This window comes from Nonomuraea sp. NPDC050394 (genome assembly GCF_044459065.1).
Taxonomy (GTDB): domain Bacteria; phylum Actinomycetota; class Actinomycetes; order Streptosporangiales; family Streptosporangiaceae; genus Nonomuraea.
Genome location: NZ_JBITIO010000005.1, coordinates 414,201 through 438,825 on the forward strand (window position 1 = coordinate 414,201; position 24,625 = coordinate 438,825).

A 24,625-nucleotide genomic window follows, 5' to 3' on the forward strand; every position below is an offset into this window, starting at 1 on the left:
TCAGTCAATACTTTGTCCTGACATTCTGACCTTTAGCTCCCGTACGGCTCCCGCCGCCCGATGAACCGGTACCCGCGCGAAGCCGACCACCATCGCCGGCGGCCCCGGGCTGAACCGCATCGGCCCCACCGGCTCGGCGGCCAGCCCGAGCGCCTGCGCCGCGGCGGCCGCGGCCGGCTCGTCCCAGTGCTCGGGCAGCTCCAGGTAGACGTGCAGCCCGGCCTCGATGCCCCGCACCCGGATCTCGGGCAGCTGCTCGTTCAGCGCGGTGACCAGCGCGTCCCTGCGCCTCCTGTACTCCCTGCGGGTGCGCCGCAGGTGCCGGTCGTAGCCGCCGGTGCGCAGGAAGTGGGCCAGCGCGTACTGCTCGATCACCGGGGAGCCCAGGTCGAGCTCGCCGCGCGCCCGCCGTACGGCGGCGGCGAGGTCTTCCGGCGCGGCCACCCAGCCCAGCCGCAGACCCGGCGCCAGCGACTTGCTCACGCTGCCGGAGAGGATCACCCGGTCGGGCGCGAGCCCTTGCAGGCAGCCGACGGGGTCGCGGTCGAAGCGGAACTCGGCGTCGTAGTCGTCCTCCAACACGATCCCGCCCCACTCGATGAGCTCGGCGCGGCGGCCGGGGGAGAGTACGACGCCGGTCGGGTAATGGTGGGCCGGCGTGAGCAACACCGTGTCAGCCCCGCTGGCGGCCAGTGCCTTCACGTTCAGGCCCTCGTCGTCGCTGGGCACCGGTACCGGCGTGGCGCCCGCCCTCCTGACCAGCGGGACCTGGCGCGGGCTGCTGGGGTCCTCGATGGCCAGCCGTTCGACGCCGAGCACGAGCAGGCTCAGGCTGAGGCCCTGCGCGACGCCGCCGACGACGATGAGGTTCTCCGGACGTACGTCGGCGGCCCTGACCCGCTTGAGGTAGCCGGCCAGCTCCTGCCTGAGCTCCGGCACGCCGCCCGGGTCGCCGTAGTCGAGCGCGTCGGAGGGCAGCGTGGTCAGCACGTGCCTGACCGAGGCCAGCCAGCGCTCGCGCGGGAAGCCGCTGAGGTCGGGCGAGGTGGGGCGATGGCCGTAGAAAGGGGCGCAGACGGTGTCCTGACGCGGCGGCGGTGCCTGGCGCGGCGCGGCGACGGCGGCGGCCACGTGGGTGCCCTTGCCCACCCGCGAGACCAGGAACCCCTCGGCGACCAGCTGCTCATACGCCTCCACCACGACGCCTCGCGAGACGGCCAGATCGGCGGCGAGGTCGCGGCTGGCGGGCAGGCGGGTACCGGGCGCGAGGCGGCCGTCGCGGATCGACCCGCGCAGCTCGGCGGCGATCTGCGCGGCCAGCCCGCCCCGCTCCCGATCGAGCGGAACATGAAGATCGGTCACATTGGTCCCCGTTTATCGCGGGATATTGGACTGTTTCGGCAAGCCATTGTCTTTCTAGCATGCTGCCCATGAGAAACGGAGCCCTCGGCGCGGCCACGGCCATGTTCATGGTGGGGACACTCGCCGCCGTGTCCGGCCTGATCAAGGACTATCCCGTGTACGGCGGGCAGGCCGTGCGCTACCTCCTTGCCGCCGTGGTCCTGCTGGTGGTGACCAGGGCGCTCGGGCTGCGGTTCGTCCGGCTGACACTCCGGGAGGCCGGTTGCCTGGTGGGGCTGGCCGTACTGGGGCTGGTGGTGTTCAACATCTGCGTGATCGAGTCCACCCGTGACTCCGGCCCGGCGCTGGTCGGCACCGTGCTGGGGACCGTGCCGCTGGTGCTCGCTCTGGTCAGCGGGCGGCCGGCGCCGCGGCTGCTGGCGGGGGCCGTCGTCGTCGTGGCGGGGGCGACGCTGGCCACCGGGCTCGGGACCGGGAGCACCGGCGGGCTGCTGTGGGCGCTCGGGGCGCTGGTGGGGGAGGTGAGCTTCTCGCTCCTGGCCATTCCGCTGCTGCCGAAGCTGGGGGCGATCCGGGTGTCGGCGTACTCGACGGCGCTGGCGGTGCCCATGCTGGCCGTGGCGGGGGTGGCGGTCGAGGGCACGTCGATGTTCCGGACGCCCACGATGCCGGAGGCGCTCGGGCTGCTCTACCTGGCCGTTGTGGTGACGGTGGTGGCGTTCTTCCTCTGGTACTCGGCGTTGCCCAGGCTCGGGGCGGGGCGGGCGGGACTGTTCGCCGGAATGATCCCGGTCGGTGCGATCGTGACCGGGGTGGTGCTCGGCGTCGCCACGCCCTCCGCGTACGACCTGCTGGGCGCCGGGCTGGTGATCGTCGGCATCGTGGCCGGGCTCACCGCTCGGCGGGGATCCTCCACGGCTAGCGTTTCAGCGTCGGCCACTGTCCGCTCTTGATGCCGCTGAGCACGATGAAAACGGTGGCGACCCCGATGCCGCCCACGACGAGCAGGCCGATGACCGCGACGACGATGTATCCGACTTCCATGGCGGCCTCCCTCCTCTTACCGGGTGAAACGCCGGGAGGGAGGCACCCGGTGTCCCGATATTTCGCGTTTTACCGAGATTTTGCGCCATGAACAACCAGGGCCCACATGAAGCACCCGAACGACCCCGTAGCCGCCAGGGCCCGCACGATGTTCCACGTCACCCACCTCGCCTCGAAGGCGGCCCGCACCGCCCCCAGATCCGCGATCTTGTCCGGGTCACCCGCCGCGGCGAGCTGATCGTTCAGCGGAACGTTCACACCCGCGGTGATGAAGAACATCACCAGATAGAGCACGAACCCCGCGATGACCCACGGCAGCACGGGCCGCAGATCACCCCGCCAGTGCAGGATCACCGCCGCCAGCATGAACAGCAGGCCGCCCATGAAGACACTCATGAACAGCGGGTTGAGAATGGCGACGTTGATCCGCTGCATCGCCTCGACAAGCGTGCGGTCGCCGCTCTGTTCCAGACCCGGCATCACCGAGTAGGCGAACGCCGCGAACAACCCGGCCATGAGACCGGCGCTGAGCGTGGACAGGATCAGTGTGAGCGTGCTGAGAGCTTTCAAGCTGTTCTCCGTGGTGCGGTACGGCAGGCGAACGTCACCCTGACGCACCCCACCCCAAAACACCAACCCAACACCCCTGCACGCGGTAGCACCCCATCCACGTCCCCACCGCACCCCGGCCCACCGCACCCTGACCCACCGCACCCGCTCCCCCCGGCCCCACCGCGCCCCGGCCCACCGCGCCCTGGCCCACCGCGCTTCCGGCCCACGCGCCCCGCTCCACCGCGCCCCGGCCTCCCTGTGCCCTTTAGCCCCACCGCGCCCCCGGTCCGGGCTGCCCACGCCGGTTCAGGCGGCCTGGGCAGGGAGTTTGGGGTGGAAGCCGGGGGCCAGGGCGATGATGGCGGCCGCCAGGACCAAGGGTGCCGCGAACGCCACCTGCATCCCGGCCGCGTCCGCGATGCCGCCGACCAGCGCGGCGCCCACGATGAAGCCCACATAGTTGAAGAGGTTCACGCGGGCGATCGCCACCCCGGTGCCCGCCGGGTCCAGGCGCCCGGCGGCCGAGAACGACTGGGGTGCCACCACCGACAGTCCCACCCCGGTCAGGCCGAAGGCGACGATGGCGAGCGGCTGGTTCGGGGCCAGGACGATGCCCAGGAAGCCCAGGGCGGCGATCGCGCCGCCGATCCGGACGATGGCCGCGGGGCCGTACCTTCTGACGGCGAAGTCGCCGGCGAGGCGCACGAGCAGCGTGGTCGCCTGGTACGCGGCGTAGGCCAGCGGGATGACCGAGGCGCCGGCGGCCAGGACGTCCTTCATGTAGACGGTGGAGAAGTTGGAGATGGCGGCGTCCCCGACGTACAGGAAGGCCATCGCCAGGCAGAGCGGGATGATCGGCTTCCACGGGAAGCGGGCGGCGGCGGTCGTGGTCTGCTCGGTCTTCTCCTCCTCGATCGTGCAGAGCAACGGCCCGGCGACCAGTGAGCCCGCGACGGCCAGCACCATGGGCAGGGCCATCGTCAGCGACAGGGGCAGGACCGAGGCCATGGCCGATGCCCACAGCGCGCCGAGCAGGCTGGCGACGCTCCATACGCAGTGGAAGCCGTTGAGCAGCGGCCGGCCGTACCGGCGCTCGACGGCGACGCCCTGCATGTTCATGCCGGCGTCGACCGCGCCGACGCCCAGCCCGAACAGGAGCAGGGCGACGAGCAGGACGGGCACGTTGGGCGCCAGGCCGGTGAGGACGACGGCGGCGGCGACCAGCGGCTGGGCCAGGCGGAGCAGCCATTTGCTGCCCAGGCGCGCGGCCAGTGTGCCCGCGCCGACGCTGCCGACCCCGGCCAGGACCGGGACGATCAGCAGCAGGAGGGTCAGTTCGCCTTCGTCGAGCCGATGTCGGCCCTGAATGGCGGCGACCTGCGTGAGCAGGGTGGCGAAGGAGAGTCCTTGCACCGCGAACACGGCGAACGTGCCGGAGCGGGCCAGGCGGTTTCGGGGGGTCTTCACCGCGTGCCTCCTGCAGTAAACGTGAGGTGGCGTCAGGTTAGTGCCTTGGCCTCTCTCCTGACCAGGTCCTTCCGCAGCAGCGGCGCGAACCCCCACCACAGCAGCAGCGTCGTGCCCCCGCCCAGCAGCACGCCGCCGATCGTGTCGGAGAACCAGTGGGCGCTGAGGTAGGTGCGGTCCCAGACCATCAGGACCGTGAAGACGGCGGTTGCCGTCAGCCCGGCCCGCATGTTCCCGGCGGCCATCACGGCCACGATGACCAGGCAGAACGTCACCGCCGTCACCACGTGCCCCGAAGGAAACGAGCCGACGTCCACGCTCACCATCGGATCGGCCGGCCGTTCGCGCAGCACCAGCCGCTTGACGCCCTGCGCGACGACGGTGGTGGCGGAGGCGGCGGTGAGCAGCAGCACCGCGCCCCAGCGCCGCCCCGTCACCAGCCACCAGGCCATCAGGAGCGCCATGATCACCAGACTGCCCCGCCCGCCGCTGAGGTTGAGGAGGTGGGACAGCGCGGTGAGCGCCTCGTTGCGGGTGCCCAGCATGGCCGCGTGCCACGCCGTGTCGAAGCTCTGCGTGAACGGCGCCGCCGGGTCGGCCAGCATGATCCCGGTGAAGACGGCGCCCAGGGCGAGGAGGGTCAGGCCGCAGGCGAGCGTCCAGCGGGGGCGGGTTTCCATGCCCGGGAAGATAGGCGAGCCCCTTACTGCTTGGTAGGTTTGTTGCAATTATGTGACCTGGTAAGGTGCCGGGGTGAAACGCCGGGGATACGCCACTGGGGAGGCACGGCGCGAGCGCATCCTCGCCATCGCCCTGCTCGAGTTCGCCGAGAACGGCTACCGCGGCGCCTCACTGGCCCGCATCGCCGAACGCGCGGAACTCACCCAGGCCGGCCTGCTCCACCACTTCAAGAGCAAGGAACGCCTGCTCCTGGCCGTTCTCGACTACCGGGACGAGATGGACATGCGCCGCTACGGCTTCGACGCCAGCGACGGGCAGGAGATGCTGAAGGTGCTGGTGGACGTGGTCGAGTACAACTCCCGCGTGCCCGGCCTCGTGCAACTGTTCTCCGTCATCAGCGGCGAGGCCGTGACGGCCGACCACCCCGGCCACGAGTGGGCCAGGAACAGGTACCACCGCCTGCGCGAAGGCGTCGCCGCCGCCCTGCGCCGCAGTGCCGAGAGCGGCCAGTTCCGGGCCGACCTCGACGCCGAGGCCCACGCCGACCGCCTCATCGCCATGATGGACGGCCTGCAGACCCAGTGGCTCCTCGACCCGGACCGCGTGGACATGCCGGCGATCTTCCGCGGCTACGTCAGCGACCTGGCCACCGCCCTCCGCAGACCCTGACCGCGCGCCGCGCGGCCTGACCACGCACAACGCCCGGGACGCCTGACCGCGCACCGCCCGGGACGGCCCGACCACGCGCAACGCTCCGTACGGCCTGAGCGCGTTCAACCGGAGGCCGCCTCCCGGACCGGGCCGACGGCGGGAGTCGGTGCGGGACCCCTGAGGCCGGCCCAGGCGCCCAGGGCGATGACCGCGGCCACCTCCGTGGCGGCCATGCCGCGTTCGACCAGGCCGAGCGGCATGACCTGCCACCAGGCGAGACCGTTGCGGGTGGCCAGCACGACGGCCGCGCCGATGCCCGCCACCCACATCACCGACCCGAGCCCGAGCAGGAACGTCACCCAGGACATCCCGTGCCGATGCCGCCACGGCCGGGCGATGACCAGCGCCGCGATCGGCAGGCTCAGGAAGGCGATGAAGCTGCCCACCCGGTGGATGCTGCCGCTCAGGCTCGGCCCGACCGCCCAGTCGTGCTTGGGGAACGACGCGGTGATCAGCAGCCCCGCACTCCAGGCCAGCAGCGCGACGGTCCCGAACCGGCCCGCGATGCGCCGCCTGGCCAGCGACAGCCCGATCGCCGCCGAGCCGACGGCGAGCGTGCCCACGCCGAGTCCGAAGATCCATCCCTGGTCGCCCAGGCCGTGCTCGCTGATCGTGCGGCGCAGGGGATTGACCTCGCCCAGGTAGGCGAGGTCCAGCCCGATGATCACCGCCACCCCGGCCACGACCGCCCCGAGCCCTGCCCGTGCCGCTCTCTCCATGCAGAAGACAACGGCCGCGATCCCGGCCCGATTCCGGGTGGAAACGTGGAGGGGCTGGGTTACGTTCGGAAGATGGACAAGGGGATGCTTGCCGAATGCCGTCACCTGCTCGATCACGGCATGCCGCAAGAAGCCCGCACGGCGTTCGACGCCGATCGGGGCTATCTGCCGCTGGCCATGGACAGGTCGGGTGAGGGCGGGGCGGTGGCGGTGCTCTCCGATCGCAACGGCGGGCCCATGATCATGGTCCACCTGTTCAAGAAGCGGGGTGGCGACTGGGAGCACCGGGGCGGCGGCGGAGGCGGGACGATCGAGTATCCGCTGGTCGGCCGCGTGCCGGCGAAGGGGCCCGGGGACTACCTGCGGTGCCCGGGTAACGGCGGGGTGCTGATGAACCCGGAGCACCGGCTGCCCTGGACCGGCTGGTATCTGCGGCACGCCGAGCTGACCGCCTCGGCCGAGGTACGGCGGGTGCGGGTGCGCGGACGCCTCATCGAAGTCCCCTTCCACGGCTTCCTGATCGTGGTCTGGTCGGCCCGCCGGGCACCCGAGGTGGAGGCGCTCGGCGAGAACGGCGAAGTACTCGCCACACTGGACGTGAGCGGCCCCACCCTTCATTGAGCCGAAACGTTAGGCGTCGGCACCGACAGTTTCCGCCGCGCGCCGGATATCGTCGAAGTGTGAATGAACGTCCCGGATCCTGGCTGCCGAAGCTCGCCGAGGTGGGCGAGCGGCTGGCCGAGGAATGGCAGTCGGCGCGCGGCCAGCAGCCCGCGAGCGACCTGCCCCAGCCGCACGAACTGCGCGCCTCCGACGCCGACCGCGAGCGCGTCGCCCAAGTGCTCCAGGACGCCCACGCCGACGGCCGCATCACCCTCGACGAGCTGGAGGAACGCCTCGGCGTCCTCTACTCCGCCCGCACCCTCGGCGACCTGGCCGGCCTCACCGTCGACCTGCTCCCCGCCGACGAGCAGCCCCTGCTGCTGGATGGGCGGCCGGTCGCGGCGATCTTCAAGAAGGAAGAGCGCGGCGGCCGCTGGGTGGTGCCGGCGGAGCTCGCCGTGACCGCGATGTTCGGGACGACCAAGCTCGACCTGCGCGACGCGATCCTGCAGAACCGGCGCGTCATCATCAACGCGACGCTGGTCCTCGGCGGGCTGGAGATCCAGGTGCCCGAGGGTCTTGAGGTGATCCGCGTGGCCAAGGACAAGACCGTGCGCCTCACCAAGCAGCCCACCGAGCCCGACGGGCCGGTGGTCGAGGTCCGCACCACCAACTTCATGGGCGACGTGAAGGTCAAGGAGCCGCCTCGCCGTAAGCGCCGCCGCTGACTTCCGGTACGGCCCGCCGTACCGGAAGCCGGGAAGGCGGGCTCAGCCCGCGGTGTCGAAGTTGATCGCGGAGTAGGCGCGCAGCTTCCAGAGCTGGTGCTCGCTCTCGATCTTCCTGATCGTTCCCGAACGGCCGCGCATCACCAGCGAGTGCGTGACCGCCACGCCGCCGCGGAAGCGCACACCCTGCATGAGCTCGCCCTGCGTGATCCCGGTCGCGGCGAAGAAGACGTCGTCGGAGCGGACGAGGTCGTTGGTGGTGAGGACCTGGCCGAGGTTCAGGCCGGCGTCGAGTGCCTTACGCCGCTCGGCCTCGTCACGCGGCCACAGCTTGCCCTGGATGACGCCGCCCAGGCACTTCAGCGCGCAGGCCGCCACGATGCCTTCCGGGGTGCCGCCGATGCCGAGCATCAGGTCGATGCCGGTGCCGGCGCGCGCGGCCATGATGGCGCCGGCCACGTCGCCGTCGGGGATGAACTTGATCCGCGCGCCCGTCTCCCTGATCTCCTTGACGATCTGGTCGTGCCGCGGGCGGTCGAGGATGACCACGGTGACGTCGGCGGGGGAGGAGCCCTTGGCGCGGGCGACGGCCTGGATGTTCGCCGCCACGGGGGCTTCGATGTCCACCACGTCGGCCGCCTCGGGGCCGGTGACGAGCTTCTCCATGTAGAACACGGCCGACGGGTCGAACATCGAACCCCGCTCACTCACCGCGATCACCGAGACGGCGTCCGGCATGCCGAGCGCCGTGAGCCGGGTGCCGTCGATCGGGTCGACGGCCACGTCGCACTCGGGGCCGCTGCCGTCGCCGACCTGCTCGCCGTTGAACAACATGGGCGCGTGGTCCTTCTCGCCCTCGCCGATCACCACGACACCGTTCATGGACACGGTGTTGATGAGCTGGCGCATCGCGTTGACGGCGGCTCCGTCCGCGCCGTTCTTGTCGCCTCTGCCCACCCAGCGCGCGGCGGCCATCGCGGCCGCCTCGGTGACGCGGACGAGCTCCATGGCGAGGTTTCGATCAGGGGCGTGCTCGCCCGTGGCCAGCGCTGCGGGTACAGACGTCTGATCGGACATGATGGTGGGGCCTCCTCGTCGACAACTGCCTCGATCGTAGTTGCCCCTCTATCCCCGGTCAGCGGAGGATAATGTGCCTCTCATGAGCAGCGATGTGGAACGGGCGGTGACGGGCCGGGGCGCGGCCACCCGTGTCGGCCTTCTCACGGCGGCCAAAGAGGTCTTCGTCTCGAAGGGCTTCGCGGAGGCGGGCGTGACCGATGTGGTGGCGCGCGCCAACGCCAGCGTCGGTAGCCTCTACCACCACTTCTCCGGCAAGGCCGACCTCTACCTCACGCTGTTCGAGGACTTCCAGGGCAGACAGACGCAGCGGACCAAGCGGGCCGCCCGCGAGGCCCGTGAGACGGGCGAGCAGGACCCGATGCGCGTCTTCCTGCGCGCCGCCCGCGCCTACCTCGACGGCTGCCTGGAAGAGCGCGAGCTGGCCGCGCTGTTCCTGCGCGGGGACGGGCCGCCCGGTTTCGAGGTCGTCATGCGCGACCGGCTGCGCACGTGGGCCTCGCGCAACGCCGCCCTGTTCGAGGGACAGCCCGCCCTGGTGATCGCCATCACCGGCGCGCTGGCCGCGGCCGTGAACGAGGTCACGCTCTCCGGCGACCGCAAGCTGGCCGACGACGTCCTCGCCATCATCGGCCAACTCCGACCCGTCACCCCGGCAGGGTAGCCTCATCAGTTGTGCGGTTGACCCGAACTTTCTACTCCTACGCGGTGGCCCTGTTCGTCTGCCTGGCGGCGGTGGGCCTGTTCCTGCTCATGACACCCCAGAGCAGGACCGAGCGCATCCCCAAGCGGGACTACTCGATCACGCTGGCCAACTTCAACCGGGCCGTGCCGTACAAGGTGTGGGGCCCCGCCCAGGACCCCGGCGGCTGGGTCCCCAACAGCAACCGCATCGCCGACGGCGCGAACGGCGCGAAGGCCCTCTATCTGGGGTACGCGACCGCGAAGCGCGAGCATGCCATGTTCGTCCAGTCGGGTGAGCAGCCCAGCGCCGGATTCGGCAACCGCATGGCCAACAGCGACAAGTCCGTCGGCACCGAGCAGGTCAACGGCCAGCCCTGGGACAAGCGCTTCCGCGAGGACAAGAACCAGCGGACGCTGATCAGAACGCTGCCCGGGGTCACCCTCGTGGTCACCGGCACGGCAGACTGGCCCGAACTCGCCCAGCTGGCCGCCGCTCTCAAGGAAGTCCCCAAGCCCGCCTGAGCTACCGCGCGATCACCCCGACCAGCGCGTCGAGCCCGTCCTTGATCTGCTCGACCGTGAACCCGCGCTCGGTCCGCTGGAAGTTGAGCAGGCCCACGTTGACGGGCGCGAGCAGTACGTCGGCCAGGAACCGCTGGTCGGCGCCCGGCCGGAGCTGGGCGAGCAGGGCGGTCAGGTGGGTGTGGTAGACGTGGTACGGGCCGGTGAAGCGGGCCTTCGGCGAACTCTTCTCCAGGAGCAGAAAGAGTTCTTCCTGCCCGAAGAAGTGGTCGACGAGCGCCCGCAGGAACGCGGAGATCCGCTCGCCGGGCGTGCCACCCGGCCCCAGAGGTGAAGGACCGCTCAGGAACGCCGCCTGGAAGTGCCGCTCCCGTTCGTCGATGAGCGCGTAGAGGAGCCCCGCGCGGTCGCCGAAGCGGCGGTAGACGGTCCCGACTCCCACGCAGGCCTCGCGCGCCACCTCGTCGAGCGAGAGCTGCTCGGCGCCGCGTTCGGCGATCATGCGGGCGGCGCAGTCGACGATCTTCTGCCGGTTGCGTGCGGCATCGGCGCGTTCGGGAGGAGGCTGCCCGAGAACGGGGAGCTGCTGGCGTTCGCACACAGCTTGAGCATAGCCACTTGGAAACGGAGACTTCTCCGGTTACTCTGATTCGGAGAGTTCTCCGTTTACATGTCTTGGGAGTGGCAATGCCGAACGACTTCAACCAGCAGGTGATCGAGGAGTTCCGGGCCAACGCCGGCAAGGTGGGCGGATACTTCGAAGGCCACGACCTCGTCCTTCTCACCACCAAGGGCGCGAAGACCGGCAACGAGACGACCTCGCCGGTGATGTACCTCCCGGATGGCGACCGCTACGTGATCATCGCCTCGAACGGCGGCGCCGACAACCATCCGGCCTGGTACCACAACCTGCTCGCGCACCCGGAACTGACCGCCGAGATCGGCACCGAGACGTTCTCCGCGAAGGCCCAGCAGATCGACGGCGCCGAGCGTGACGAGCTTTATGCCCGCATGGTCGCCATCGCCCCAGGTTTCGCCGAATACGAGGCCAAGACCTCCCGCCGCATCCCCGTCCTGTCCCTGCACCGCACCTGACGCCGCCCCTTGGCGTGTGGTCCGCCTCGATGGGGCGCGAGTTCGCGTGCCTCTCGCGGGCGCTCGAAACCCCGCCCATCCCTTACGGCCCAGCCAAGTGAGCCCCACCCGCCGCCCGTGGCTGGGCCCCGTCCAGGGGAACGGTCGTCCAGCGTGCGTGGCGGGCCACCGTAACGGCCGCCCCGCCGGCCACCCGCGTGGTCCACGGGCCCGACCACGCGGCACCCCACCCAGCCCGGCCACCAGCACACCGCCAGCCCCCGAACCACGCGCATGCCACCAGCCCGAACCAACCGCAGACCGTCAACTCCTCACCACGCGGCGGTCTCACCGGCCGGAACCAGGCGCAGACCGCCGGTTCCTCGCCACGCGGCGTAGAGCCGGCACGCGGCGTGAAGCCGGAACCGGGAGCGTGGAACCATCACGGGGGCGTGAAGCCGGAACCGGGGGGCGTGGAACCATCACGGGGGCGTGAAGCCGGAACCGGGGGGCGTGGAACCATCACGGGAGCGTGAAGCCGGAACCCGGGCCGTGGGGCTAGAACGGGGCGTCGTTGGTGGGTTCGGTGCGGCGGGCCATGGCGGCGGCGAGTTTGACGCGGGCCCCCTGAAGCCACTCCTCGCACACCGCGGCCAGCTTCTCCCCCCGCTCCCACAGCTCGATCGACTGCTCCAAGGTCAGCCCGCCCGTCTCCAGGCGGCGCACCACCTCGGTCAGCTCCTCCCGAGCCTGCTCGTACGACGGTGTCCTGTCGGAGGAGGCCCCGGGTGCGTTCTCGTCTGCCACGCGACCCACCCTAGAGTCAGACACCGACAATCGCGCCCTGGCCCGCCGATGACCGGGCCGGCGTGACCTGGTTCGCCTAGGGCTCGTCGAGGGCAGGCTGCTCGGGCGCCGCCTTCTTGCGCGGCTTCCTGGCAGGCTTCGCCGCCGCTCCACTCCCCGCACCAGCGCCGCCGCCGCCCCCGCCGCCCGCGCCGCCCGCGCCACCTTGGCCTGTGCCGCCTGTTCCTGTGCCGCCTCTGCCTCTGCCGCCGGTGCCGGTGCCGGTGCCTGTGCCGCCCTCGGCCCGTACGGCCAGCCGGTCGTCGCTCAGCCGGATCGTCAGCACGTCGCCCGGCGCCACGTCCTTGGCCAGCCGTACCACGTCCCCGTCGGGGCGCTGCACGATCGCATACCCGCGCTCCAACGTCGCCGCCGGAGACAGGGCCACGAGCTGGGCCCGCAGGTGCGACAACGAGTCGGCGGCCCGGTCCAGCGAACCCGTCAGGCTGCGCCGCGTGCGATCCCGCAACGCGTCGACCTGCTCGGCCCTGCGTTCGAGCTCGCGTACCGGATCCGCCAGCGACGGGCGCGAACGCACCGACGTCAGCCACGACATCTCGCGGTCGAGCCAGCCGCCCATCACCCGGCGCCCCCGGTCACGCAGCTGCCGCACCAGCGTCAGCTGCTCGCCGACGTCCGGCACGACCTTCTTGGCCGCGTCCGTCGGCGTGGAGGCGCGCACGTCGGCCACCAGGTCGAGCAGCGGACTGTCCTGCTCGTGGCCGATCGCGCTCACCACCGGGGTACGGCAGGCCGCCACCGCCCTGACCAGGCTCTCGTCCGAGAACGGCAGCAGATCCTCCAGCGAACCCCCGCCCCGCGCGACCACGATCACGTCGACCTCGCGGTCGGCGTCGAGCTTGCCGAGAGCCTCGGTGACCTCGCCCACGGCGTAAGGGCCCTGGACGGCCACCTCCTCGACCTTGAACCGCACCGCCGGCCAGCGGCGCCGCGAGTTCTCCAGCACGTCGCGCTCGGCCGCCGAGTCACGGCCGCAGATCAGCCCGATCGTGCCCGGCAGGAACGGCAGCCTGCGCTTGCGGTCGGCGTTGAACAGCCCTTCGGCGGCCAGCAACTGCCGCAACCGCTCCAGCCTGGCCAGCAATTCGCCCACGCCGACCGGCCGGATCTCCAGGGCGGTGAACGCGAACGATCCCCTGTTGACCCAGAAGTCCGGCTTGACGTGCACGACGACCCTGGCGCCGTCGGTCGGCCTCGGCACGGTCGCCTCGTAGACGCCGCGCGGCGCGGTGACCCGCGCGCTGACGTTGGCCACCGGGTCGCGCAGGGTCAGGAAGACCGTGCCGCCCCGGGCGCTCAGGTCGGTGATCTGGCCCTCGACCCAGACCGTGCCGAGCTTGCCGATCCAGCCGCCGACCATCTGCAGGACCGTACGGATCGGCAAGGGCGACTCGGGAGAGGTCTTCGAGCTCATGGCGGCAGACTACGGTGCCCGGCCGACTATTCTCCGGCTTCGAGCTTGGCCAGGCGGTTCTCGTACATCTTCACGACCTCCGGCCGCCCCTGCGTGGCCCGCTCGTAGGCGAGCAGCTCACCGATCTGCGCCGCGCTCTTCCCACGCATCCGCGCGCGGAGCGAAGCAACCGTCAGCTCCCCATACCCCACCAAAGGCTCCCCAGGTACGGCTCCCGCCGCCTCGACAACCTCCCCGGCAACCGGCTCGGCAACCGCCTTCTTGGCCGCGGGCTTGGCAGCAGCCGCCCTTGAAGCGGTGGGCTTGGATGCGGCGGCCTCAGAGGCGGCGGGCTTGGATGCGGCGGCCTCAGAGGCGGCGGGCTTGGATGCGGCGGCCTCAGAGGCGGCGGGCTTGGATGCGGCGGGCTTGGAAGCAGCGGCCTTGGAGTCGGCAGGCTTCGCGGCGGCGGTCCTGGCGGGCGTCTTGCGCGCGGGCTTCTTGACCGGCGCCTCGGCCTCGGCTTCGGTCCCGACCGCGGTGTCGGAAGCGGCAGCAGTGGGCGCGGCCTCCGGGGTCGCGGTCTTCGGGGCCGTGGTCTTGGGGGCCGCTGTCTTCGGCTTGGCGCTCGCACGCTTGGCGGTCGTGCGCTTGGCCACAGGCTCGGCCGACTCGACGACAACCGCCTCGGTGACGGCCTCCTTGGCGACAGCCCCGGTGGCGACGGCCTCGGCGGTGGTGGCGGGCTCGGTGGTGGTGGCTTCGGTGGTGGCGGGCTCGGGGGCGGCGACCTTGGTGGTGGCGGCCTCCGTGGTGGCGGGCTTCTCGGTAGCCGGTTCCTCCACGACAACCGGCTTGACCTCGACGGCCTCAGGCGCGGAACCAGCCTCGGTCTCGGCGGCGACCGGGGCCTTGGCCTCGGCTGCCGGAGACGCGGACACGGTGGGCTCGGCGGCCGAAGGGTCCGGCTTGGTGGCCGGGGTGAAGATGACCGGGTCCGCCTTGGCCTTCGGGGCGGTGCCGTTCGGCTCGGCGGCGCCCGTGGCGCTCGGACGGGGCGCGAAGATGACCGGCTCCCTGCGCGCGGGCTTGTCCTCCGCGCTCTCGGCCAGTTGTTCGGCGGCGGGACGCTTGGTCTCCTCCGCCTCGTCCCGTGAGGCCAGCCCCTTGATCGAGTTCTTGACCCGGTCCACGAGCAGCAACGCCTGCCCGGCGGCGCTCAAGGTGGACTGGATGACGACGAGTGGCAGCTCCTTGGCCTTTTCCTTGTTGGTGATGGTCTTGGCGATGTTGCGTATCACGTCGCTGAGGGACATGAGGACTCCCTGGTTTACGCGGGGCGGGGGGCCCGTATTGGACGGCTAGTCTGGCAAACGCGTAACGGGCACGCACGCGCCGGCCGGTTCGCCGCTCCACGTAGCATAGGGAGCATGGAGCCGAAGACCCCCACCAGCCGACGCGTCCTCGTGGCCAAGCCCCGCGGCTACTGCGCCGGAGTCGATCGAGCCGTGGTCGCGGTCGAGAAGGCTTTGGAGCAGTACGGCGCCCCCATTTACGTGCGCAAGCAGATCGTCCACAACACCCACGTGGTCAAGACGCTGGAAGCCAGAGGCGCCATTTTCGTCGAGGAGACCGAGGAGGTCCCCGAAGGGGAGATCGTGGTCTTCTCCGCCCACGGCGTGAGCCCGGCGGTCCACGAAGAGGCCCGCAACCGGCAACTGCGCACGATCGACGCCACCTGCCCGCTGGTGACGAAGGTCCACAACGAGGCCAAGCGCTTCGCCGGCCAGGACTACGACATCCTGCTCATCGGCCACGAAGGCCACGAAGAGGTGGAAGGCACCGCGGGCGAGGCCCCGGAGCACATCCAGCTCGTCGACGGCCTCGACTCGGTCGAGCGCATCCAGGTCAAGGACCCGAGCCGGCTGGTCTGGCTCTCGCAGACCACCCTGTCGGTGGACGAGACCGTCGAGACGGTCAACCGCCTGAAGGAGCGCTTCCCGACGCTGCTCGACCCGCCGAGCGACGACATCTGCTACGCCACCCAGAACCGCCAGGTCGCGGTGAAGGAGATCGCCGCGGAGTCGCAGCTCGTCATCGTGGTCGGCTCGGAGAACTCCTCCAACTCCAAGCGCCTGGTCGAGGTGGCCAAGGACTACGGCGCCGATGCCTCCTACCTGGTCGACTACGCCGCCGACATCCGCGACGAGTGGCTGGAGGGTGTCGACACGGTCGGCGTGACCAGCGGCGCCTCGGTCCCCGAGGAACTGGTCGAGGAGGTGCTGGTCCGCCTGGCCAAGCACGGCTTCGACGACGTGCGCGAGGTCCAGCCGGTGGACGAGCGCGTGCGCTTCGCCCTGCCCCACGAACTGCGCAAGGACCTGCGCGCCTCCTGAGCCTGACCGGGCAGCGCTGGGGCTGAGCTGAGCCTGACCGGGCAGCGCTGGGGCTGAGCTGAGCCTGACCGGGCAGCGCTGGGGCTGAGCTGAGCCTGACCGGGCAGCGCTGGGGCCGGGCGTCCTGAGCGTGCGGGGCCGCGACGAGGGGCCGGCGGTCAGGGCTCGTCGCGGCGGGCGGTGCCGTACACGCGAGGCTCGAAGTAGCCCTCGGGCTCGGGCGCGAAGGCCTGTTCCCTGCGCGGGCGCGGCACGTCCGTCACGGACCGCAGCTCCTCGCGCAGGTCGCGCACGTTGTCGCGCAGGCCGCGCCGCCAGGCGACGGCCAGCACGATCGCCGACCCCGCGAACAGCCACGGCGCGCCCGCCGACATCGAGGTGTAGAGGCCGAGTGCGAGCGAGCCGAGCACCGACGCGGAGCTGAAGGCCCGCAGCAGCTCGACGATGAACGTGGCGCAGAAGAACACCAGCGGCGGCGTCACCACCAGCGACAGCAGTTCGCGCCGGTTGACCAGCATCGCCCCGAACAGGTTCCCCGCGATGAAGACCAGCCCCATCAGGAACCCCAGCCCGAACACCGATGCCAGGACATATCCCGCCACGGTGGCCACGAAGGCGAGCGCGACCGCGCCCCGGGCGGTCAGCTTCACAGCCGAACGCCTGCCTTTCCCACTCACCGGTCCCGCCCCCCTTACTGCGACCCGTTGGCCAACTTACCGTTCGCCTGCGAAATCAGAGACGAAGTTTCCAGTAGTTCGGGGGAGGCGAGGGGCCTGGGCAGCCCCTCAAGCATCTCGGGCACGTCGAGGTCGCCGTCGACGACGCCGAGATCGTGAAGCTTGCGCGCCGTGACCAGAACACGGCTTTCGAGCGAACCGACCGTCTTGTTGTACGCCTCCACGGACCGCGTCAGAGCCTTGCCCAGCGCGTCCACGTTACGCCCCAGCGACGACAACCGCTCGTACAGTTCCTTGCCCAGCTCGAACACCGCCCGCGCGTTCTCGCTCAGCGCCGCCTGCTGCCAGGCGTAGTGCGCGGTGCGCAGCATCGTGATCAGCGTGGTCGGGGTGGCGATGTGCACCCGCCTGACCATCGCGTACTCCAGCAGCCCCGGGTCACGCTCCAACGCCGGCGCCAGGAACGCCTCGCCCGGGATGAACAGCACCACGAACTCGGGCGACGGGTTGAACCCCTGCCAGTACGCCTTCGCGGCCAGCTGGTCGATGTGCTGGCGCACGTGCTTGGCGTGGGCGTCGAGGCGTACCGAGGCCAGGGACTCGTCCCCGGCCTCCGCTGCCTCCAGGTAGGCGGCGAGGGAGACCTTGGAGTCGACCACGATGTTCTTGCCGCCGGCCAGCCGTACGACCATGTCGGGGCGCTGGGCGCCCTCGGTGACCTGCTCGTCGAAGTCGCAGTGGCGCTGCATGCCGGCGATCTCGGCCACGCGGCGCAGCTGCAGCTCGCCCCAGCGTCCGCGCGCCTCCGGCCGCTGAAGGGCGCGCACGAGCGCCGTCGTCTGGGAGCGGAGTTGTTCGTTGCTCTGCCGTACGAACTCCATCTGCTGGGACAGCTCGGCGCGGGCGGCGCGCGCGCCCGACTCGCTGTCGCGCAGCTGCGTCTCGACCCGGGCCAGCAGGTCCTTCAGTGGTTCCACCAGGTGCTCGACGGCCTGTTTGCGCTGCTCCAGCTCGCCGCTGGCCTCGGCGCGGGTGGCGGCGAAGCGGGTCTCGGCGAGTTCGAGGAAGCGGATGTTGTTGACGTCGAGCGCGCGTGTCGACAGCGCCTGGAACCGCTCCGCGAGCTGCCCCTCGACGTAGGCGAGCTTGTCGGCGGACGCCTTGGCCCTCGCGTCGGCCTCGGCCACGCGTACCGCCATCCTGGTCCGCGCCAGCAGGAACCCGATGGCGACCCCGACGGCCAGTCCGATGAGAAGCGAGACGACATCCACTCCACGCATGGTCGCACGACATCGGGCAGTGGATCTTCCCGACACGCTTGTGCATTCCGCTTGTGCGGTACATCTCGCGTCACTCAGAGTACCCATATGGCTACCGGATCGCGGATGATCGTCTCGCTCGCCGCCACCGTCGCGGTGGCCGCCGTCGTGGTCGCCGCGGCGAGCACGGTGATCGCGGGCCGGTCCGGGCCCCCGCCGCCCCCACGCGCCCAGCCGCCCCGCCAGACGCTGATGTGGTCGCCCGGCGCCTGCGTGAGCCGCGACGGCGCCCGCTTCGCGCTGGCGCCGTGCGTCAGGGGTGCGGCCGAGGTTCTCACGCTCGCCGCCGACCCGCCCGGCCGCGGCCAGTGTCCCGACGACACCGACGAGGTAGTGCGGGTCGGGCGGGGCCGTACCGCCTGCGTGCGCGCGTTCCTGGAGCCCCATCCCGGCCGCGCGGGAGCGGGCGGCGGCGTGCTGCGCGCGGGCGACTGCGTGGCCTTGGACGGCCGCGAGCGTTCCTGCGCGAGCTCCGGCTGGTACGGCAGAGCCGTCGCGATAACCGGCGAAGCGGACGCCTGCCCCGCGGCCACCCTCGACGCCCTGGCACTCAGGGACGGCGTCGTCTGCCTCGGCAGGGGCGGGGACGTCCTGGCCGAAGGGATGTGCGTGGCGAAGCCGGGCAAGGGCGTGGTCATGCGTTCGGCCATCGCGGGCGTACCGTGCTCGTCGCGGCGGGCCTGGGCCCGCGTCACCTCGTTCGAGACCTCGGCCCGAGCCTGCCAGAAGGGCTCCGACCGCTATCTGCGCGCTCGCGGCGCCTTTCGCCCAGTGACCTGCTTGCACCTTGTGAGCAAGTAAACTCACCCGACGTGAGAGAGCGCAGCGAGCGAACCATCAAACACAGCAGTCAGAGACTGGCGCGAGCGACGGAGTCGATCGCGTGAGTCTCTCCATCGGCATTGTTGGTCTGCCCAACGTCGGCAAGTCCACGCTCTTCAACGCGCTGACCAAGACCGGCAACGCGCTGGCGGCCAACTACCCGTTCGCCACCATCGAGCCCAACGTGGGCATCGTGGGCGTGCCCGACGACCGGCTGCCCAAGCTGGCCGAGATCTTCGGCTCGGCCAGGATCCTCCCGGCGAAGGTCGAGTTCGTGGACATCGCGGGCCTGGTGCGGGGCGCCTCCGAGGGGCAGGGCAGAGGTAACCAGTTCCTCGCCAACATCCGCGACACCGACGCGATCTGCCAGGTCATCCGGGTCTTCGCCGACCCCGACGTGACCCACGTCGACGGTGAGATCTCTCCCAAGCGCGACATCGAGACGATCAACACCGAGCTCATCTACGCCGACCTGCAGACCGTGGAGAAGGCGATCCCGCGCCTGCAGAAGGAGGCGCGCACCAACAAGGACAAGAAGAGCGCGCTGGAGGCGGCGGAGGCCGCGGCCAAGGTGCTGGAGACCGGCAAGACCGTCTTCGAGAGCGGGCTTGACCTGGACGGGCTGCGCGAGCTGCACCTGCTGACGGCCAAGCCGTTCCTCTACGTGTTCAACCTCGACGCCGACGAGCTCATCGACCCCGCCCTGCGCGAGCAGCTGTCCGCGCTGGTGGCTCCGGCAGAGGCGGTCTTCCTCGACGCCAAGATCGAGTCCGAGCTGGTCGAGCTGGACGACGAGGAGGCCCTGGAGCTGCTCCAGTCGGTCGGCCAGGAGGAGTCCGGACTGTCCCAGCTGGCTCGGGTGGGCTTCGAGACGCTGGGTCTGCAGACGTACCTGACGGCCGGTCCCAAGGAGACGCGGGCCTGGACGATCAAGAAGGGCGCCACCGCGCCCGAGGCGGCCGGAGTGATCCACACCGACTTCCAGCGCGGCTTCATCAAGGCCGAGATCGTCTCCTTCGGTGACCTGGTCGATGCGGGTTCGATCGCCAATGCCCGGTCGGCGGGGAAGGCCCGGATCGAAGGTAAGGACTACGTCATGCGCGATGGTGATGTCGTCGAGTTTCGCTTCAACGTTTGACCATCTACGTCAACCCCTCCCGGCGCTCATGCGTCGAATCGTCACGGCGTTCACGCTGACTCGGGAGGGCCTGATGATCCGTCGCATACTTCGCAAACGACGCCCCACGCCGTCGCTGACCGGCATCAGCACGGAGGAGGAGCTCGCCTTGCTCAGGGTTGAGCTCATGTACGGCCTGCGGGTGAACCGCGAGGCCTATCTGCGCAGGAAGGTCGATGAGCGGGCCGAGGCGGCCGCCCGCCTGCACGGCGCGGACGCCGCGGACATCCTTGCCGGGCTGCGCGACTCGCTGGAGCGCGCGCTGCCCCGGCACAGAGCCATCGACCGGGGCTCCCGGCGCAATGTCATCGACCTTCGTGGCCGCAACGTCGTCGAGTTGCACGGGCGTCGCCAGGCGGAGGATCCTGAGCCCGCCTGACCAGCGCGAAGATCGTCAGACCGCACTCCACTCGGGGGTGCGGTTTGTCGCGTCTTATACCAAATGCGCAGATCGGGACAGTCCCCGCGCCATTTGGACAGCAATCTCTGGCCGTTGGGTAATGGGCGGCGCGCATCAGGCCTGGTCGAATGCCAATTCCACAGGAAAGGGACAGGAGGCGGCACTCCGTCCTGTCATACGGACTCGGTTTGCCCCCGAGCGGCGATGCCTGCAGCATGGGCGTGGCTTTCCTGGAACAATTGGCGGGACCGGATAAGGTGACACCTTCACCACGGATGATGGGGATCGGCAACGGACGACACCGCGCCAGCCGGGGGGACGGGCGCGAGCGGAGGCGTGATGGCTCGTAGGTCAACCGTCCAGCACGGTCCTCGGACCTCTGGCGACCCTGACCTTTCCGCGCGCCCTGAAACGGCTGACTTCGGCGCGCCGGCCACCAGGCCGCGGCGTGGCCGCTGGTCGGGCGGTGGCGGACGCTGGCTGGTCTGGGCCGGCCGCGCCATTCTCTGGGCGCTTATTGTGGTTATCGTGGTGAATGGGGTTCGTGCCCTATTCGAGCGGGCCACCCAGTCGAATACTCCGGCCGCGAATGAGACCTCGCAGGTCGCGCAGGGATTCCCCAGCGACCAGGCCTCCGCCTTCGCCGCGCAGTTCGCCGGCGTTTACCTGAATTTCACCGCGGCCGAGGCGCCGAGCAGGGCGGGCAAGCTCGCGGCCTTCCTGCCCGACGGCGCCGACCCGCAGTTCGGCTGGGACAGCTATGGCCGCCTCGGCGCGGTCGGCATCCAGCCGTACACCATCGACGTCACCGACGCGAAGAACGCGGTGGTCTCGGTGGTCTTCCAGACGGGCAACCGCAGATTGCTGCTGTCCGTGCCGGTCTACTACTCGGGCGACGACGGCGGGCGGAAGTTCGTCGTGTCCGGCAGGCCCGCCCTGCTGCCCGCTCCCGGCGCGGCCGACCTGCCCCAGGTGGCCGGGCCAGAGGGCGACGAGGCGGCGCAGACGGAGCTCAAGCCGCAGCTCGAAGCCTTCTTCAAGGCCTATGCGCAGGGCGACACCCAGTCGCTCAAGCGCTACTTCGTCGCGGGGGAGACCCTGCCCGACCTGGGCGGGGCGCTGTCCTTCGGCGAGCTCAAGAGTGTCGTGGTGCCTGTGGGGGGTGCCACCAGAGAGATCAAGGCCGAGGTGGTGTGGGTCGTGCCGACCGGTGCGACGCCGTCGGCCGAACCGACCGCCGACCCCAACACGGTCGGCGGCCGTCTCGAGCAGGCCTATCGCCTCACTGTCGTGAAGCAGGGCGACAAGTGGTACGTCCAGGACATCCGTGGCGCCGGTCGGGCCATTGGATAGACGCACACACTCGCGTTGCTGATCGGCACCCCCCGGGAGGACAAGAAGTGATCTTGAAGACCGTAGTGCTCAACCTGATCGACCTGGCGGCGGCGCTCACGCCCTCGCCCGCACCGACGGGCCCCGACACCTCGGGGCTCGCCAACTTCCTGCGCGGCTTCTTCGCCCCGCTCTTCCTCGTCGTCGTCTCCGTGGTCGCGCTCTTCTTCCTCTTCACCCGCGAGATCACGAGATTCGTGCAATTCCTGATCTTGGCTGTGGGGATCGGCGTGATCTTCTACGTTCCCAACATCATCGAAGTCACGGCCAAGGCGATCGCTGGGGCCCTGGGTATCAAGTAAGGGTTGAACCCGGGCCCTGGCGGTCATTGAACGAGCGAGCGGGTGGAGAGGAGGACCGCGTGGACCTGCCCACGTATACCAATATCTGGCGAATTGAGAAGCGGCTCTACAAGCTGTACGACCTACGGCTGCCGACGCCGCTCCCCATCGTCTGGATCGGGATCTTCGCCGGTGTCCTGGCCCCGTGGTCGTTCCTGCTCTACATCGTCGGCCTGCCGTTCGAGACTCCGTGGCACGTGGTCTACCTCGTGCCTCCCGGCATCGTCACCTGGCTGTCCACCCGCCCCGTCATCGAGAACAAGCGCCTGACCGAGGTCATGCAGTCGCAACTGCGCTACATGGGCGAGCCGCGCGCCTGGACCCGCATGGCCCCGGCGGCCGAGCCGGAGGCGGTGACGTTCTCCGGCCGGGTCTGGCGGGTGCTGCCCGTCCGGGCGAAGGCGCCCAAGAAGGCCCGCCACGCGATGCGCAAGCCCGCCACGGCTCCCGCGCCCTCCGTCCGTTCCGTCCGCCCCGCCGTGGCCGCGGCGGCGGCCGCCGCCACGTCAGCGCCGGTCGCCACCCCGCCCACCCGCTGGGGCGCCGTGACACCGGGCCGCCGCGGCGCCGCTCCGGCCCTGGCCACCGCCGCCGCTCAGCTCTCTCCCGCCGAGCCGGCCGCCGACACGCCCGTGCGGGCAGAAGAGCCCAAGCGCGCGCCCGGGTCGAGGCGCGCCACCAGGCGCCCCGCAGAGATCCCGGTACGGCACGCCGACCCGACCCCCTCCGAGCAGACCCACCCCGAACCGGTACGCCCCGAAGCGGCACGGCACGAAGGCGCACGCCCTGGCGCGGCGCACCCGGAGACGGCGCACCCGGAGACGGCGCGACCGGAGACGGCGCACCCGGAGACGGCGCGACCGGAGGCGGCGCGGGAGGACACCAGAGCGGCCGGGGCGCCTGGCCAGGGTGTCGCCGGGACCGGCCCCGGGGTTGCCGGGACGGGTCGTGAGGCTGCCGGGGCCGGGCGCGTACCGGAGAAGGGCGTCGCGGCGGGGAAGCCGATCGACGCCGAGGCGTTGCGCAGGCTGCGGCGGCTCGCGGCCACCGCGGACCCTGGTGCCGCACAGGGCGAGGGCGCCGCCGTTCAAGGTCCGCCGCTGCCCGAGGCGCCGGGTGGGCAGGAGGCCGGGGCGCAGGGTCCGGACGAGGCGCGGTCGCAGCACCGCAAGGGACAGCCGCCCAGACCGGGTGCTCCGCTGCCGTTGCCGGGAGGTCACCCCGCCTGGCCGTCCGCCAAGGAGCCCAAGGAGCCAAAGCCGGTTGCGGACCCTCTCACCAAGCCGGTCACCATCCCCGTGACCAAGCCGGTCACAGCCCCAGACGCCAAGCCGCCGACAAGCCCCGTCGCCAAGCCGGTGACGAGCCCCGTCGCCAAGCCGGTGACGAGCCCCGTTGCCAAGCCGGTGACGAGCCCCGTTGCCAAGCCGGTCACCAACCCCGTACCCAAGCCAGACGCGAAGCCGGTGGGCAAGCCAGACGTTCGGCCGGTCGGCAAGCCGGGTGTGGGTGTTCCGGCTGCCGCGCTGCCCGTCGCCGGTCATCCCGTGGAGGCCGAGCAGGTTGGTGGGCCCGGAGGGAAGCGGGCCGAGGCGGTTCGGCCCAGTGAGGGGCAGGACGACCGCGTGCCGGGGCCCAGGACGGGTGACGGGCGGGTGCGGCGGGTCGAGTCCGTCGTCGGGCGGGACTCCGGCGGCTGGCGGCGCATCGCGCAGGTCGTGGTCGGCGGCGGCGGGCCCAGAACCGACGGGTCGGAGATCGACGAGGCGCGCGCCCGCGCCGTGTTCGGGGGCAGCCGCCGGATCGTGGTGCTCGGGTGTACGGGCGGCGCCGGGCAGAGCACGACCGCGCTGATGCTCGGCCACACCTTGGCCAAGATCCGCGACGACCGGGTGGTGGCCGTCGACGCCAACACCGGCGCCAACACCCTGACCAGCCGCATCAAGCCGGAGTCGCCCGAGACGCTGGCCAGCCTGCTGTCCGGGCTGGACCGGGTCAGCGGGTATCTGACGATGCGTGGCTACACCAGCCGTACCTCTTCTGGGCTGGAGGTGATCGGGGCCGACACCGACGCGGAGGCCGAGCAGCGGATGTCGGACCGGACGCTGTTCTCCGACCACCGGCTCGGCCAGGCGGTTCACCTGCTGGACCGCCACTACAAGCTCGCCGTGATCGATCCGGCCGCCGCGCTGGCCGCCCGCGTCCTGCCGTACGCCGACCAGCTGGTCCTCGTCGTCCCCGCGAGCGAGGAGGCGTCGGAGGCGGTGGCGATGACGTTCGAGTGGCTCGACGGCCACGGCTGTGCCGACCTGCGCAGGCGCGCGGTGATCGTGGTCAACGGTGTGAGCAGGCGCTCGATGGCCGACGTCGAGCAGGCGGAGGCGGTGGCCCGTGGCAGGTGCCGGGCGATCGTCAGAGTCCCCTGGGAGGACGAGCTGGCGCCCGACGGCGTCGACGCCGTCGATCCGGGGCAGTTGCGCGCGGCCGGGCGGCGGGCCTATCTGGCCCTCGCGGGGGTCGTGGTGGCGGGCTTCGCGGCACAGACGGTCCGAGCGAGCGAAGAGGAGTTGGCGAGTGACCCCCCGGGCACGAGAATCGGTGAGCGTTAAGTGAACAT

Annotated in this window: 26 protein-coding genes and 1 pseudogene; 14 read left to right on the forward strand and 13 right to left on the reverse strand. The window is 71.0% G+C overall.

Features of this window, described 5'->3' with window-relative positions; translation table 11 throughout:
* Nucleotides 1-1,362, reverse strand: coding sequence for a PLP-dependent aminotransferase family protein (locus ACIBKY_RS22855; RefSeq protein ID WP_397099109.1), 1,362 nt, complete (start codon nt 1,360-1,362; stop codon nt 1-3).
* A gap of 68 nt (nt 1,363-1,430) precedes the next feature.
* Between ACIBKY_RS22855 and ACIBKY_RS22860 the strand changes: the two genes are divergently transcribed.
* A complete protein-coding gene (locus tag ACIBKY_RS22860; RefSeq protein ID WP_397099111.1) occupies nt 1,431-2,315 on the forward strand; it encodes an EamA family transporter in 885 nt (294 codons plus the stop codon).
* On the opposite strand, the gene ACIBKY_RS22865 is transcribed toward ACIBKY_RS22860, so the two are convergent.
* The 4 genes from ACIBKY_RS22865 to ACIBKY_RS22880 form a co-directional block, all read right to left on the reverse strand.
* Nucleotides 2,281-2,406, reverse strand: a complete 126-nt coding sequence (locus tag ACIBKY_RS22865; protein WP_397099113.1) for a hypothetical protein — start codon at nt 2,404-2,406, stop codon at nt 2,281-2,283. The genes ACIBKY_RS22860 and ACIBKY_RS22865 overlap by 35 nt on opposite strands.
* Before the next feature lie 69 nt (nt 2,407-2,475).
* On the reverse strand, nt 2,476-2,922 hold the full coding sequence (locus ACIBKY_RS22870; protein WP_397099115.1) for a DUF1772 domain-containing protein: 447 nt from the start codon (nt 2,920-2,922) through the stop codon (nt 2,476-2,478).
* A gap of 342 nt (nt 2,923-3,264) precedes the next feature.
* The gene (locus ACIBKY_RS22875) at nt 3,265-4,425 is read right to left on the reverse strand and encodes an MFS transporter (RefSeq protein WP_397099117.1); all 1,161 of its coding nucleotides are present in this window, start codon (nt 4,423-4,425) and stop codon (nt 3,265-3,267) included.
* A gap of 32 nt (nt 4,426-4,457) precedes the next feature.
* A complete protein-coding gene (locus ACIBKY_RS22880; protein ID WP_397099118.1) occupies nt 4,458-5,105 on the reverse strand; it encodes a phosphatase PAP2 family protein in 648 nt (215 codons plus the stop codon).
* Between the two features lie 73 nt (nt 5,106-5,178).
* Between ACIBKY_RS22880 and ACIBKY_RS22885 the strand changes: the two genes are divergently transcribed.
* Nucleotides 5,179-5,775 carry a TetR/AcrR family transcriptional regulator gene (locus tag ACIBKY_RS22885; protein WP_397099120.1) on the forward strand — a complete coding sequence of 199 codons (597 nt, stop codon included), beginning with the start codon at nt 5,179-5,181 and terminating at the stop codon, nt 5,773-5,775.
* Between the two features lie 104 nt (nt 5,776-5,879).
* Here ACIBKY_RS22885 and ACIBKY_RS22890 read toward each other — a convergent pair whose 3' ends face one another.
* Nucleotides 5,880-6,536: a DUF998 domain-containing protein gene (locus ACIBKY_RS22890; protein WP_397099122.1), complete on the reverse strand. Its 657-nt coding sequence runs from the start codon at nt 6,534-6,536 to the stop codon at nt 5,880-5,882.
* Between the two features lie 72 nt (nt 6,537-6,608).
* Here ACIBKY_RS22890 and ACIBKY_RS22895 point away from each other — a divergent pair, with 72 nt between their 5' ends.
* Together ACIBKY_RS22895 and ACIBKY_RS22900 are read left to right on the forward strand one after the other, a co-directional pair.
* The gene (locus ACIBKY_RS22895; RefSeq protein ID WP_397099124.1) at nt 6,609-7,157 is read left to right on the forward strand and encodes a hypothetical protein; all 549 of its coding nucleotides are present in this window, start codon (nt 6,609-6,611) and stop codon (nt 7,155-7,157) included.
* 59 nt (nt 7,158-7,216) lie between these two features.
* Nucleotides 7,217-7,867, forward strand: a complete 651-nt coding sequence (locus tag ACIBKY_RS22900) for a DUF1707 domain-containing protein (protein WP_397099126.1) — start codon at nt 7,217-7,219, stop codon at nt 7,865-7,867.
* Between the two features lie 42 nt (nt 7,868-7,909).
* On the opposite strand, the gene glpX is transcribed toward ACIBKY_RS22900, so the two are convergent.
* On the reverse strand, nt 7,910-8,944 hold the full coding sequence (gene glpX / locus ACIBKY_RS22905) for a class II fructose-bisphosphatase (protein WP_379610677.1): 1,035 nt from the start codon (nt 8,942-8,944) through the stop codon (nt 7,910-7,912).
* A gap of 82 nt (nt 8,945-9,026) precedes the next feature.
* Between glpX and ACIBKY_RS22910 the strand changes: the two genes are divergently transcribed.
* Nucleotides 9,027-9,608 carry a TetR/AcrR family transcriptional regulator gene (locus ACIBKY_RS22910; protein ID WP_397099128.1) on the forward strand — a complete coding sequence of 194 codons (582 nt, stop codon included), beginning with the start codon at nt 9,027-9,029 and terminating at the stop codon, nt 9,606-9,608.
* A gap of 11 nt (nt 9,609-9,619) precedes the next feature.
* On the forward strand, nt 9,620-10,150 hold the full coding sequence (locus tag ACIBKY_RS22915) for a DUF4245 domain-containing protein (RefSeq protein WP_397099130.1): 531 nt from the start codon (nt 9,620-9,622) through the stop codon (nt 10,148-10,150).
* A 1-nt stretch (nt 10,151) separates the two neighbouring features.
* On the opposite strand, the gene ACIBKY_RS22920 is transcribed toward ACIBKY_RS22915, so the two are convergent.
* Nucleotides 10,152-10,751, reverse strand: a complete 600-nt coding sequence (locus ACIBKY_RS22920) for a TetR/AcrR family transcriptional regulator (RefSeq protein WP_397099132.1) — start codon at nt 10,749-10,751, stop codon at nt 10,152-10,154.
* Between the two features lie 86 nt (nt 10,752-10,837).
* Between ACIBKY_RS22920 and ACIBKY_RS22925 the strand changes: the two genes are divergently transcribed.
* Nucleotides 10,838-11,245 (forward strand): nitroreductase family deazaflavin-dependent oxidoreductase, encoded by a 408-nt coding sequence (locus ACIBKY_RS22925; protein WP_397099134.1) that lies wholly within the window; start codon nt 10,838-10,840, stop codon nt 11,243-11,245.
* A gap of 537 nt (nt 11,246-11,782) precedes the next feature.
* Here the strand turns inward: ACIBKY_RS22925 and ACIBKY_RS22930 are convergent.
* From ACIBKY_RS22930 to ACIBKY_RS22940, 3 genes and pseudogenes are all read right to left on the reverse strand, one after another.
* Nucleotides 11,783-12,031 carry an exodeoxyribonuclease VII small subunit gene (locus tag ACIBKY_RS22930; RefSeq protein ID WP_397099135.1) on the reverse strand — a complete coding sequence of 83 codons (249 nt, stop codon included), beginning with the start codon at nt 12,029-12,031 and terminating at the stop codon, nt 11,783-11,785.
* Nucleotides 12,032-12,308: 277 nt separating this feature from the next.
* Nucleotides 12,309-13,505: pseudogene (xseA, locus tag ACIBKY_RS22935) on the reverse strand (exodeoxyribonuclease VII large subunit); the annotation flags it as partial.
* A gap of 26 nt (nt 13,506-13,531) precedes the next feature.
* A complete protein-coding gene (locus ACIBKY_RS22940) occupies nt 13,532-14,800 on the reverse strand; it encodes a hypothetical protein (RefSeq protein WP_397099137.1) in 1,269 nt (422 codons plus the stop codon).
* Nucleotides 14,801-14,914: 114 nt separating this feature from the next.
* Here ACIBKY_RS22940 and ACIBKY_RS22945 point away from each other — a divergent pair, with 114 nt between their 5' ends.
* On the forward strand, nt 14,915-15,880 hold the full coding sequence (locus ACIBKY_RS22945) for a 4-hydroxy-3-methylbut-2-enyl diphosphate reductase (protein ID WP_379610668.1): 966 nt from the start codon (nt 14,915-14,917) through the stop codon (nt 15,878-15,880).
* A gap of 158 nt (nt 15,881-16,038) precedes the next feature.
* Here ACIBKY_RS22945 and ACIBKY_RS22950 read toward each other — a convergent pair whose 3' ends face one another.
* Nucleotides 16,039-16,530, reverse strand: coding sequence for a DUF6542 domain-containing protein (locus ACIBKY_RS22950; RefSeq protein WP_312896584.1), 492 nt, complete (start codon nt 16,528-16,530; stop codon nt 16,039-16,041).
* Nucleotides 16,531-16,571: 41 nt separating this feature from the next.
* Nucleotides 16,572-17,837: a DNA recombination protein RmuC gene (rmuC, locus tag ACIBKY_RS22955; protein WP_397099140.1), complete on the reverse strand. Its 1,266-nt coding sequence runs from the start codon at nt 17,835-17,837 to the stop codon at nt 16,572-16,574.
* 87 nt (nt 17,838-17,924) lie between these two features.
* Here rmuC and ACIBKY_RS22960 point away from each other — a divergent pair, with 87 nt between their 5' ends.
* From ACIBKY_RS22960 to ACIBKY_RS22985, 6 genes are all read left to right on the forward strand, one after another.
* Entirely contained in the window at nt 17,925-18,677 is a 753-nt protein-coding gene (locus ACIBKY_RS22960) for a hypothetical protein (protein WP_397099142.1), read from the forward strand.
* Nucleotides 18,678-18,759: 82 nt separating this feature from the next.
* On the forward strand, nt 18,760-19,836 hold the full coding sequence (gene ychF / locus ACIBKY_RS22965; protein WP_397099144.1) for a redox-regulated ATPase YchF: 1,077 nt from the start codon (nt 18,760-18,762) through the stop codon (nt 19,834-19,836).
* 73 nt (nt 19,837-19,909) lie between these two features.
* Entirely contained in the window at nt 19,910-20,254 is a 345-nt protein-coding gene (locus ACIBKY_RS22970) for a hypothetical protein (protein ID WP_397099146.1), read from the forward strand.
* A gap of 549 nt (nt 20,255-20,803) precedes the next feature.
* The gene (locus tag ACIBKY_RS22975) at nt 20,804-21,628 is read left to right on the forward strand and encodes a conjugal transfer protein (protein WP_397099148.1); all 825 of its coding nucleotides are present in this window, start codon (nt 20,804-20,806) and stop codon (nt 21,626-21,628) included.
* Nucleotides 21,629-21,675: 47 nt separating this feature from the next.
* Nucleotides 21,676-21,969 (forward strand): hypothetical protein, encoded by a 294-nt coding sequence (locus ACIBKY_RS22980; protein ID WP_379610661.1) that lies wholly within the window; start codon nt 21,676-21,678, stop codon nt 21,967-21,969.
* Between the two features lie 59 nt (nt 21,970-22,028).
* On the forward strand, nt 22,029-24,617 hold the full coding sequence (locus ACIBKY_RS22985) for a TcpE family conjugal transfer membrane protein (RefSeq protein WP_397099150.1): 2,589 nt from the start codon (nt 22,029-22,031) through the stop codon (nt 24,615-24,617).
* The last annotated feature ends 8 nt before the right edge of the window (nt 24,618-24,625 follow it).

Bases quoted from the DNA above. Each gene is read 5' to 3' on its own strand.
- ACIBKY_RS22860 (WP_397099111.1), top strand. From the start codon at position 1,431: ATGAGAAACGGAGCCCTCGGCGCGGCCACGGCCATGTTCATGGTGGGG.
- ACIBKY_RS22865 (WP_397099113.1), bottom strand. From the start codon at position 2,406: ATGGAAGTCGGATACATCGTCGTCGCGGTCATCGGCCTGCTCGTCGTG.
- ACIBKY_RS22870 (WP_397099115.1), bottom strand. From the start codon at position 2,922: ATGGCCGGGTTGTTCGCGGCGTTCGCCTACTCGGTGATGCCGGGTCTG.
- ACIBKY_RS22880 (WP_397099118.1), bottom strand. From the start codon at position 5,105: ATGGAAACCCGCCCCCGCTGGACGCTCGCCTGCGGCCTGACCCTCCTC.
- ACIBKY_RS22890 (WP_397099122.1), bottom strand. From the start codon at position 6,536: ATGGAGAGAGCGGCACGGGCAGGGCTCGGGGCGGTCGTGGCCGGGGTG.
- ACIBKY_RS22895 (WP_397099124.1), top strand. From the start codon at position 6,609: ATGGACAAGGGGATGCTTGCCGAATGCCGTCACCTGCTCGATCACGGC.
- glpX (WP_379610677.1), bottom strand. From the start codon at position 8,944: ATGTCCGATCAGACGTCTGTACCCGCAGCGCTGGCCACGGGCGAGCAC.
- ACIBKY_RS22910 (WP_397099128.1), top strand. From the start codon at position 9,027: ATGAGCAGCGATGTGGAACGGGCGGTGACGGGCCGGGGCGCGGCCACC.
- ACIBKY_RS22925 (WP_397099134.1), top strand. From the start codon at position 10,838: ATGCCGAACGACTTCAACCAGCAGGTGATCGAGGAGTTCCGGGCCAAC.
- ACIBKY_RS22940 (WP_397099137.1), bottom strand. From the start codon at position 14,800: ATGTCCCTCAGCGACGTGATACGCAACATCGCCAAGACCATCACCAAC.
- ACIBKY_RS22945 (WP_379610668.1), top strand. From the start codon at position 14,915: ATGGAGCCGAAGACCCCCACCAGCCGACGCGTCCTCGTGGCCAAGCCC.
- rmuC (WP_397099140.1), bottom strand. From the start codon at position 17,837: ATGCGTGGAGTGGATGTCGTCTCGCTTCTCATCGGACTGGCCGTCGGG.
- ACIBKY_RS22960 (WP_397099142.1), top strand. From the start codon at position 17,925: ATGGCTACCGGATCGCGGATGATCGTCTCGCTCGCCGCCACCGTCGCG.
- ACIBKY_RS22970 (WP_397099146.1), top strand. From the start codon at position 19,910: ATGATCCGTCGCATACTTCGCAAACGACGCCCCACGCCGTCGCTGACC.